The 10,981-nt window shown below is 69.6% G+C and carries 4 protein-coding genes; 1 reads left to right on the plus strand and 3 read right to left on the minus strand.

All coding sequences use genetic code 11. The annotated features are described in order from the left end of the window. Positions 1–519: 519 nt before the first annotated feature. A complete protein-coding gene (locus E8A74_RS50855; protein ID WP_136936450.1) occupies positions 520–1,896 on the minus strand; it encodes an MFS transporter in 1,377 nt (458 codons plus the stop codon). Further along, entirely contained in the window at positions 1,889–4,339 is a 2,451-nt protein-coding gene (locus tag E8A74_RS50860) for a PEP/pyruvate-binding domain-containing protein (RefSeq protein ID WP_232380113.1), read from the minus strand. The genes E8A74_RS50855 and E8A74_RS50860 overlap by 8 nt, the downstream gene beginning before the upstream one ends. A 98-nt stretch (positions 4,340–4,437) precedes the next feature. Between E8A74_RS50860 and E8A74_RS50865 the strand changes: the two genes are divergently transcribed. Next, positions 4,438–5,040, plus strand: coding sequence for a TetR/AcrR family transcriptional regulator (locus E8A74_RS50865; protein WP_136936451.1), 603 nt, complete (start codon positions 4,438–4,440; stop codon positions 5,038–5,040). Between the two features lie 4 nt (positions 5,041–5,044). Here E8A74_RS50865 and E8A74_RS50870 read toward each other — a convergent pair whose 3' ends face one another. After that, positions 5,045–10,684, minus strand: coding sequence for a sensor histidine kinase (locus E8A74_RS50870; RefSeq protein ID WP_136936452.1), 5,640 nt, complete (start codon positions 10,682–10,684; stop codon positions 5,045–5,047). Between the last annotated feature and the right edge of the window lie 297 nt (positions 10,685–10,981).

Genomic DNA, 10,981 nt, shown 5'->3' on the forward strand with positions numbered 1-10,981 from the left:
CCCTGGAAAAGCCTCGCCCCCCCTGGAGCGGGCTCCGCGCCCTACCTCCCTCTCGTTCTCGGACCACGGCCGGGGGCCATTCCACGAAGCGACAAGACCAACGAGGGCCTGCGAGGGCCTGTCTCTGCCTTCCATGAGGCGACGATCCACCCTCGACGTGGTTGCTTTTGCTCGATGGATGGGCAGGAGCCAACCTCGATATGCCTCGGGGAACGATGTCCGTCTCGTAGAGGCAACCGGAGGCTGGCTCGCGGGCGTCGAATCTCCTCGTCGCGATACCCTCCGGAAGGGTCCGGGCGGCCTGTCCGTGTCGGAGAGATACCCTGACGGTAGCGGTGGGGTGCATGGGGACATCGTCCAGAGACCCTGGTGGTGGGCGCAGGCCGTATGTGCACAATACGAATGCACCCTGCCAGAAGGTGCGGAGGCGATGTCTGGAGAGGAACCAGAGGCGATAGTAGGGTGCGGCGGGTTGGTGGATGTCGGTGGAAGGGGCTCCCTGAGCGGATCGAGAGCGTTTCAGCGTGCGCTGGCGGCAGGCGCGGGCGCGGCCGCGCGGCCGGGAAGGAGGAAGGTGCAGCCGAGCGTCAGCAGCAGCGCCGCGCCATAGATGGACATGGCCGTGGTGTGTTCGTGCATGATCACGTCCGGCGCCGGGCGATCCGTGAGGACGAGGCCGAGCACCGTGAGGCCGGCGACGCCTCCGAGATAACGCATCGTCGAGGTGAGACCGGCGGCCATTCCGCTTTTCTCCCGCGGGATGTCGCTCATCGCCGCAGATTGCGAAGGCGCCGACGAGAGGCCGAGGCCCGCGCCGAGCATCACGAGCGCCGGAATCGCGTCGGAGAGCGCGTGCAAGGGCCGCAGCGCGAGCAAGGCCGTGCCGGCGAGGGCCAGCGAGCAGCCGACGAGCGCCACCGCCCGCGCCCCGAATCGATCGGTCCCGCGCCCCGCAAAAGGCGAGGTCAAAACCATCGTGCCCATCATCGAGAGGAGCACCGCGCCGACGTCGCGGGGACCGACGTGGAAGAGCCTGCCGGCCACCTGCGGGAGCTCGAAGATCGTCGAATACATCGCGAAGTTCTGGAGCGCGATGATCAGGCTGCCCCCCACGAACGCGCGCTGCTTGAACAGAGAGAAGTCGACGACGGGATCCGCGACGCGCCGCTCCCATAAAACGAAGGGCACGAAGCCGAGCGCGCCGACCACCGCCGCCCAGCGCAGGTGCGTCCGCTCGAGGCCGAGGACGAGCGCCGCGAGCGCAGCGCCGAGCAGGATCGACCCGAGGAGGTCGAAGCGCGCGCGGGGCGCGGCCGGCGCCCGCGAAGCCGCCGGCGCCCCGAGGTGCGCGAGCGCGGCGGCGAGGAGCAAGACCGGAACGTTCACGAGGAAAATCGACGTCCAGCCGAAGTGCCCGACGAGCTGCGCGCCGATCGTCGGCCCGGTGCCCGCCGCGATGCCCATGACCGCGCCAAACGCTCCAAACGCACGCCCGCGCAGCTCGGGGGGCAATTCCGTGCGGAGCAGGGCCGTCGCGCTCGGGGCCAGGATCGCGCCGCCCGCCGCCATCACGATACGCGCCACCGAGAGGGCAGGGAGCACGGGCCAGAAGTAGGCGAGCGCGGCGCCGGCCGCCAAGAGGAGCTGCCCGAGACCGAGCGCCCGCCGGTGGCCGAGGCGATCGCCGAGTTTTCCGCCGGGGCTTTGCAGGACGATGTTCGTGAGGAGATAACTCGTCACGAGCGCCTGCCGGAGCGCGCCGGAGTCGGCCGGGAGCGTGCGCGACATCTCGGGCAGCGCCACGGCGACCATCGTGGAGTTGAGCGGCCCGAGCGCCGCCGACAGCGCGAGGGCCACGAGCAGCCGCACCGGCAGGCGCGCCGAGGGCTCAGGCATAGGCGACCTCGCCCGTGACGCCCAGGCGCAGCAGGAGCACGCGGCCCTCCGTGCCGTCGACGAGGATCTCCTGGCCCTCCGTGATGCGCGCCGTGGCGCCGGCGGCCCCGAGCACCGCGGGGATGCCATACTCGCGCGCGACGATGGCCGCGTGCGAGGCCGCGCCGCCGGTGTCCGTCACGACGCCCGCGGCGAGGGTGAAGAGCGGCGTCCACGCGGGGTTCGTGTACCGGCAGACCAGGATCTCCCCCGGCTTCAGGCGTCCGAACTCGCGCTCGTCGCGGATGATACGCGCCCGGCCTCGGACCACCCCGGACGAGGCCCCGGTGCCGCGCAGCTCGCTGTCCGAGGCGCCCTCCGCGCCTACCTCGAACGCCCGCTTCTGCCATTTCCCGTTGACCACGCCGTACGTCGCGCGCCTGCGCTGCACGAGCCGCTTCACCTCGGAGAACGGCGGCGGCCCCTCGCGGAGCCACGCCCGGATCTCCGCCTCCGTCAGGTAGAAAATATCGTCGGGGCTCGGCAGGTGGCCACGCTCGTGGAGGCGACGCGCGATTTCAGCCACGATCGCCTGCATCGCCGAGAACACGCGGGCCAGATCGAAATGCGAGCGCTCCCGGAAGACGATCGTCTTCCGCAGCCGCTCCAGCGTGCCGCGGAACGAGCCCGAAAGCCCCGGCACGAAACGAATCCCGCGGGTGACCTCTTCGACCGCCGCTTCGTAGCGCTTGTACCCGGCCTCCTCGGAGGGCGGCTCGGTCGCGTCGAGCAGGCCGCGCAAAAGCCCCCACATGGGCGCGGGATCCTGCCGCCAGGTCGGCGCCGAGAGATACAAGCCCGTGCTCTCCCGGTGCCCATGCTCCTCCAGGAAGGCCTCGACCTCGGCGAGGAAGGCGCGGCCCGCCTCCGACGCGCGGAGCTCCTCGGGGTGCCCCTCGCGAATCGCGAGAAACACCTCCGGCCCCGCGTTCGTGGCTTTGCGCGCGAGGTGGTAGAGCGCGAGGTTGACCTCGGACGTCCGGGTGTGCAGGCCCGAGACGAGGTCGCCCATGAGGGCCTCGGCCCGCTTCCTTCCCACGGCGACGGTGACCGGGAGCCGCAGGGCGACCGCGGCGAGCTGGGTGAGGATCCCCTCGAACCGCTTCACCAGGATCTCGCGCGTGGTCGCCTCGATGTGATCGGCGCGGCGGAGGAGCGCGGCGTCGTCGAGCGCGCGGAGATCCACCGGCGCGCAGGCCTCGCGGATTCGCCCGAACGCCTCGGTCTCCCACCACCCGAGCCAATCCTGGCGCAGGCCCGCCGCGACCCGCTGGGGCAACCCCAAGATCCGGAAGGTGGGGCGCGGCGAGGGCAGGACGAAGAACTCCCGCCACACCTGGTCCATCACCGCGCGCTCGTCGGCCTCGTCGATGTCGAGCCCGAGGACACGCACGGCATTGACGAGCGCGGGGATCACCATACGGAAGCCCCATTGGTCGATCGGCTTCGGGGCGATGGGGAACCGGTCGTTGTCGTTCGCTTCGAGCATCCTCTGCTGCAAGCGGGTGAGCTTCGGGGGCGGCGGGAGCGGCTCGATCTCGGCCGCGCCGAGGGTCGTGATGGGGCGCGACTGGAGGAGGTAGACGGCGTCCCCCTCGAAGGCGAACTCCACGTCCTGCGGGCAGCCGAAATGGGCCTCCAGGTCGAGCCCGAGGCGGCTCAAGCGGAGCACGAGGCTATCGCTCGGCGCGGGGCGCCCTGGCACGCGGCGCTCGCGCTCGTCGATCCCGAGGGGCTCGCGCCGCAGGCGGTACACGTCGCCGGTCGTGTGTCCCGAGACCACCGCTTCGCCGAGCCCCGGCGCGACCTCCAGGAGCATCCGGTCGGCGCGCTGGGCCACCGGGTCGACCGTGAACAGGACGCCGGCGAAATCGGCCGCCACCATACGCTGCACGACGACCGCGATGTCGACCCCCAGGTGATCCACGCCGCGCGCCGCCCGGTAGCCGAGGGCGCGCGGGCTCCAGAGCGACGCCCAGCACCGCCGCAGCGCGGAGACGAGCTCGTCTTCGCCTGCGATGTCGAGGAAGGTCTCGTGCTGGCCCGCGAACGAGGCGTCGGCGAGGTCCTCCGCCGTGGCCGAGGATCGAACCGCGACCCGGGGCGCGCCGAGCGCACGATACGCCTCGCGCACCGCGTGCTCGAGCCCGGGCAAGAGCGCGCCCTTCTCGAAGAGCTCGGCCGCCGCGGCGGCCGCCGCCTCCCAGCTCTGCGTCGCGAGGTGCGGCGCGAGGCGCTCGGCGAGCTCCCATGCACGCGCGTGCTCGGCATACGCCTCGGCGCTCACGACGAACCCGTCCGGCACGGAGAGCCCGAGGCGCATCAGCTCGCCGAGGTTCGCGCCTTTGCCGCCCGCCGTGGAGAGATGTGCGCGGGACAGCTCGTTCAAGCGATGGATCGTCATGATGTGGCTCCTCGTCCTCTCGCCAGAAGGACGCTGGCGGGGCGGTGGGGCGCAGCGAACTTGCCCCCCTGGGTTAATAAGTGACAGGCTACTCAGAAATGCCACGCCCGCGCAACACAACGGACACACAGATCCTCGAAGAGGCGCGTGCGTGTTTTCTGGAACACGGCGCCGCGGTCTCGACGACGCTCATCGCGGAGCGGCTCGGCATCTCGCACGGGGTGCTGTTCCAGCGCTTCGGCACGAAGGAGCAGCTCCTGCGCGCCGCGCTCATGCCTTCACCCGAGCAGCCGTGGATGGCCCGGGCGCGCGCGGGCCCCGACGATCGCGACGCGCGCACCCAGCTCCACGAGCTCGCCGAGGAGATCTTCGCGTTCCTCGAACACATCGTCCCGTGCCTCGCGGTGCTGCGCTCGGCCGGCATGCACGCCGAGTCCGCGGCCGAACGGCGGGAGGATCTGCCCCCCGTCCGCGCGCGCCGCGAGATCGCGGCGTGGTTCTCCCGTGCGATCGCGCGTGGCCTCTTGCGCCCGGTCCCGCCGGAGCACGCGGCCGACCTCTTCCTCGGCTCGCTCCAGTTTCGGCCCTTCCACCAGCACCTCTCGAACCAGGGCTTCGACCGGTCCGAGAACCACGCCTACGTCGCGTTCGTCGTCGACATCCTCTGCCGAACGCTCGCGCCGACGACCGAAGCCCCCTGAGCGCCTACAGGCCGCAGGGAAGGTCGAGCACGAACGTCGATCCGACGCCCTCGCCGCTCTCGACGCGGATCGAGCCGCCGTGGGCCTCGGCGATCCGGCGGCAGATGTACAGGCCGAGCCCGAGCCCCCCATAATGGCGCACCGGGACGGCGCGCCCGAAGCGCTCGAAAATACGGGCCTGCTGCTCCGGCGCGATCCCGATCCCCTGGTCCGCGACCACGAGCCTCGCGCTGCCGGCCTCCTTGCGGACGCCGATGGTGATGGGTTTGCCGGCGCCGAACTTGATCGCATTGGCGAGGAGGTTCGTGAGGACCTGTTCGAGGCGGGCGTGATCCCACACCCCCACGACGGCCGCGTCGCCCTGGATCCGGACCGGACATCGCGACCGCTTCAGATCCAGATCGAAGTGCGCGACCACCTCCCGGACGAGGGCGGTGAGATCGAACGCCGTGGTCTCCAGCGTGATCTGCCCGGCATCGAACCGCGAGACGTCCAGGAGCTCCTCGATGAGCCGGTTCATCCGATCGCTCTGGCGACAGGCCCGCAAGATCAGATCCTCGGTCGTCTTGCGATTCGTGGGCGTCTCCGCGCGGGTCGTCCGCAGCAGGGATTGAAGCGAGAGCCCCAGCGACGTCATGGGGGTGCGCAGCTCGTGGGAGGCGACCGCGAGGAACTCGTCGCGTATCCGGACGGCCTCCTGCGTCGCGTGGTAGTGCTGCGCGTTCTCCATGGCGATCGCGGCGCGGTGCGCGAGCTCCTCGGCCACCCCGAGATCCACGGCCCCGTACGGGCGGTCCCGCGCGGCGGAGACGAGGGTCACCGCGCCGAGGATCTGCCCCCGCGCGAGCAGCGGCACGTACATGGCCATCTGGGTCCCGAGTTCACGCAGGATCCTGCCATGCTCCGCGTCCACGCTGTTTGCGCGTAACGTCGCCTCGTCGATGTCCGACATGAGGAGCGGCTCCCCGCTCCGTATCACCCGCGCCGCGGGGTGGGGCGAGCCCGGCGAGGGCGGATACCGCCGCTGAAGCTCTTCGAGCAGCGGCGTCTTCTCCGGGTTCTTGTGGACCCCCGAGACCCGCCGGATGCGCCCGTGGTCGACGATGTCGATCACGCACCAATCGGCGAGGCCACGGACACAGAGATCGGCGAGGGAGCGGAGGACCTGCTCGTGTTCGAGCGACGCGCCGAGGACCTCGCTGGCTTCCGCGAAGAAGGCCGCGCGGCGCTCGTCCTGCTCGGCCGCCTGCCGCGCGGCTTGCTCGCTGGCGAGGAGCCGGGCGTTTTCCATGGAGATCGCGGCCTGCGAAGCCACGAGCTCGAGGGCGCTGAGCCGCTCGGCCGTGAAGGCCCCCGGGACGAGGTTGTTTTCGAGGTAGAGCAGGCCGAACACCTCGGCCTTCCGGAGGATCGGCAAACAAAGCACCGAGCGCGGCTTGACCCGCACGATGTATTCGTCCGAGAAAAACCTGCCCGCTTCGGCGCTGGCGTCGTCGAGGATCTGGCGCTCCTTCGTGCGGCGCACGTAGTGCACGATGGACGCAGGCACGAGCGCCGGGGATTCGACGGGCAGGAACGGGAGCATCCTCGCGCGCGCCCCCTCGGCGTCGAGCGTGGCCTCCGCTTCGATGCCCAACGCGCCGCCGCGGACGAGGAGCAGGTAGGCCTTCTGCGCCCCCCCTTGTTCGAGCACGACCCGGAGCAGCGTGTGGATGAGCTTCTCCTCTACGATCTCGCCCGAGATGATCTGCGACGCCTTGACCACGGCGAGGAGATCGAGCTGCTCGACCCGCACGGCCAGGGTGGCCCTCGGCGCGCCGGGCCTTTGTTCGAGCAGGTGCGGATGCATTCGGTCGAGGCTGCGCACCTTCCCGTCGGCGCCCCAGCGCTCATAACAGGCGCGGGCCTCGCGGAAATAGGTGTCGGCGATGAACACGAACCCCCGATCCCGATAAAACCGGGCGGCGAGCTCCCACGAGATCCCTTCGTTCTGCACGAAGTCGTTCTCCCGCGCCGAGCGGATGGCCTGCTCGTAGAGCCGCATCGCTTCTTGATCACTCCCCTCGATGCGGGCGATCTCGGCCGAGACGAGGGCATACTTGTTGAAAAAGCTCTCGGGGCAGTTGTCCGCCCACACACGGAACGCCTGCTGATCGGCGCGCAGGGTCGCCATGGCGTCCGCCTGCTCCTCGGGCGGCGTCTTGTGATACCGGGCCGCGAGCGCGAGCGCTCCATAATAATGACACTCCGAGACCTCGTCGAACGAAGGGCAGGACCAGAGGAGCGAGCGGGCCTTCGTCGCCGCAAGGGCCGCCTCCTCGTGATCGCCGGACAGGAAGCGCGCCTGGGTCTTCCAGACGTAGTACCAGCAGACGGCGATCGCCATGCTCGCCTCACGCTTGGCGAGGAGGGCCTCGTGCTCCGCCTCGTCGAACCCCGCGCCGTTGAATGACCCGAAATGGGCGGTGAGGCCGCGGAGGTTCTGGAGGAGGCGCTGCTGGACGACGATGACGCCCTCGAACGCGCCGAACTTCGCCTTGCGCGCGAACGAGAGCGCCCGCTCGGACTCGCGATGGACCTCCTCCAATCGCTCCCCTTTCACGATGAGGAACGTGATGAGATTATTGCCCGCATAACAGGCGAACGTCACGTCGCCGACCTCCAGCGCCGCGGCGAAGGCGCTGTCGACCAGGGCCCGGCGTGTGGAGGCCGGTCGCGCCCAGTACGAGAGGAGGAAGAACTCGAGGAGCACCTTCGCCTTGTAGCCGGTCAAGCCGCGCGTCTCGACCAGATCATAGCCCAGCTTCCCGAAACGAAACCCCAGGCGATACTGGCTGAACGCGGGCCCGAGCAGCATGCCGAAGAATACATACGCGAAGCTCGACCCGGCGGCATTGCCATGCTGGAGGCTCAAGTTCACGCTATGGCAGGTCGTCAAGCAGACGAGGTTCTCGTCGGTGTAGAGCGCCGGCGAATTGATGGCCACCAGGATGTCGAGGGCCGCCTTGCCGTCGGGATCGGTCATGAGCGGCAGGTCGATCAGATCCTCGATCCGCCGCTCGCCGAGCATCTGCCAGATCCGCCCGTATTCCTGGTCGACCTGGTCTCGGCTCGGGTGCGGTGACAGGACGATCCCGAAGGGACGAAGGCCCGTGATCGCCGCCGCGACAGCCTCGTCGTATTGATCCTGGATCGTGTGCAGATAGACTTTCACGCACGTCGCCCGCGCGTGATCGACGTTCGTCCGCGCGTGGCCGAGGACCACCGAGAGCAAGCCCTCGGCCGCGGTGAACCCGCCGCTCGCGACCTCGCTCTCGGCGCACTCCAGGTGGAGGCCGAACGTGAGATCGTACTGGCGCTCCCAGCCATCGGAGGCGAGCAGCGCCATGCCCGCCGAGAAATACTTGATGGCCGAGAGGTAGGCCGTGGATGCTTTGGCCTTCTTCCCGGCCCTCAGGTTGAGCTCGGCGACGTGATCCTTCTCCTCGCGGGACGCGAGCAAGGACGCGCCGAGGTTGTGCTGGTTGGCGATGTCGAAGATCCCCTCTTCGAGCTCCTCCCGGGACGCGCGGGCGACGAGCAGCCGGCCGATCCGGAGGTGCAAGAGGGCCCGCTCGTCCTCCGGGATGAGCGAACGCGCCGCCTCCTGCACGCGATCGTGGAGGAACTTGTACGTGCCGTCGAGGCGCAGGACGAGCCCCTCCCGGACCGCCTCCCATAACGCGGCGTGGGTCTCGCCTTCCGATCGGCCGTCGAGCATCGATAGGACGTGCGTCTCCGCGATGTTCCCGACGCAGGCGGCGACCTTCATGACGTCCTGCGTGGTCGCCGCGAGGCGGCGCAATTTCGCCACCATCAGGTCGACGACGTTGTCGGCGTAGTTCTTCGCCTGGATCTTGACGACGTCCCACGTCCAGCATGCCGCTCGCGGATCGAACGTGATCAAATGCTCCTGGTGCAGCGTCGTGAGGAACTGGATCGCGAAAAAAGGATTGCCGGCGGTCTTCTGGTGCACGAGCGCCGCGAGCGGCGTGACCTCCTCGGCGCGGCGGTGGGCCGTATCCGCGACGAGCTCGGCCACGTGCGCGGGGGAGAGCGGAGCGAGGACGATGTCTCGCACGGCGACGCCGCTCCGTTTCACCTCGTCGAGCATGTGCACGAGCGGATCCGCGGGGCTGACCTCGTTGTCGCGGTAGGCGCCGATCAGGAAGAGGTACCTCGTGTCGGGGTGCGTGAGGAGGTGCTCGAGCAGCTCGAGGCTCGCGGCGTCCACCCATTGCAGATCGTCGAGAAAGACGGCCACGGGGTGCTCCTCGCGGGCGAACACGGAGACGAGCTGCCGGAAGACCATGTGGAAGCGGTTCTGCGCCTCGGCGAGGGGCAAAGCCGGGACGGGCGGCTGCCGGCCGATGACGAGCTCGATCTGAGGAATCACGTCGACGATGAGCTGACCGTTCGCCCCGAGCGCGGCGCGCAGCCGCTGCCGAAAGGCCTCGATGCGCTCGTCGGTCTGGGCGAGCAGCTCGCCCACGAGGTCCCGGAAGGCCTGGGCGATCGTGGCGTAGGGAATGTCGCGCTTGTATTGATCGAACTTCCCCGAGACGAGGAGGCCCTGCGCGCGGAAGACCGGCTTGTAAAGCTCATGCACGAGGGACGATTTGCCGACGCCGGAGTAGCCGGAGACGAGCAGGAATTCGGGGGCGCCCGTGGCGACGACCCGTCCGAACGCCCCGAGGAGCACGGCAAGCTCCTCGTCGCGGCCATAAAGCTTCTGGGGGACCTGAAAATGGTCCGCGACATCGCGCTCGCCCAGGGAAAACGGCTCGATCCGGCCCGCCTTTCGCCACGCGTCGAGGCAACACGCGAGATCGTGCCGGAGCCCTGTGGCGCTCTGGTAGCGCTCCTCGGCGACCTTGGCGAGCAGCTTCAGGACGATCCGCGCGAGCGCCTCCGGCACGGCCGGCACGAGCTCCGCGGGGGAGGCGGGCGATCGAGCGATGTGGCAGTGCACCCACTCCAGGGCGTCCGTCGCCTGGAAAGGCGGCCGGCCCGTCAACATCTCGTAGAACGTGACGCCGAGGGAATAGAGGTCGGAGCGAGGGTCGATCGCCCGGTTCATGCGTCCTGTCTGCTCCGGCGACAGGTAAGGCAAGGAGCCTTCGATCAGGCGCAGCGGCTGCGCGGCCTGCGGTTCGCGAGGGAGGCGCGAGGCGATCCCGAAGTCGGCAATCTGCACGGCGCCCGTCGCGGGATGGACGAGGATGCTCGCCGGCTCGAGGGCCTTGTGGATGACGTTCTCCGCGTGGATCTCCGCGACGGCCTGCGCGATGGCCACCGCGAGCGGGAGAAACCTCTCCACGGCCATCGGCGCCCCGAGGAGGTCCGAGAGCGGCACGCCGCCCCCGTCCTCCGTGATCAGGGCCGGCGACCCTTCGATCGATTCGAGCGCGAGCGGCTTCGCGACCGCGGGGAGGTCGAGCGTCCTGCCCATCTCGTACTCATTTCGCAGGCGCTCGAGATCCCTGGGCCGGCATCGCCGCGGATCGAGCACCTTGACGATCACCGGACGTTGATCGGCATCCCGACGTCCCCGCGACACGGCGACGCCGTCATGATCGGAGAGCGTCTCGGTCAGCGTGTACATGAAAGGCACCGACTCCCGGTCCTCGGTGCCCCTCTCTTCGTCCCTCTCTCCGTCCCCACGGACGCACCCGGTCGGCAAGACCAGGGCACGGGCCACCGCGGGCGAAACCATAAGCCTCCGCCGCCGTTTCCGCTAGCACCGCAGCTTCCGCGTCCCGCGCCCGGGCGTGGTCGGTCGCCGCGCCGGTGTTCCGACGCATCGGCGAGATGGCGCTGCGGTACCTCGGTGTCACACCTCGCGGCAGTGTGCCCATGAAGCTCAGCGAGGTTTCGGATCGAGCGAAGGTCGGGGATCCGG

This window comes from Polyangium fumosum (assembly GCF_005144585.1).
GTDB lineage: Bacteria > Myxococcota_A > Polyangia > Polyangiales > Polyangiaceae > Polyangium > Polyangium fumosum.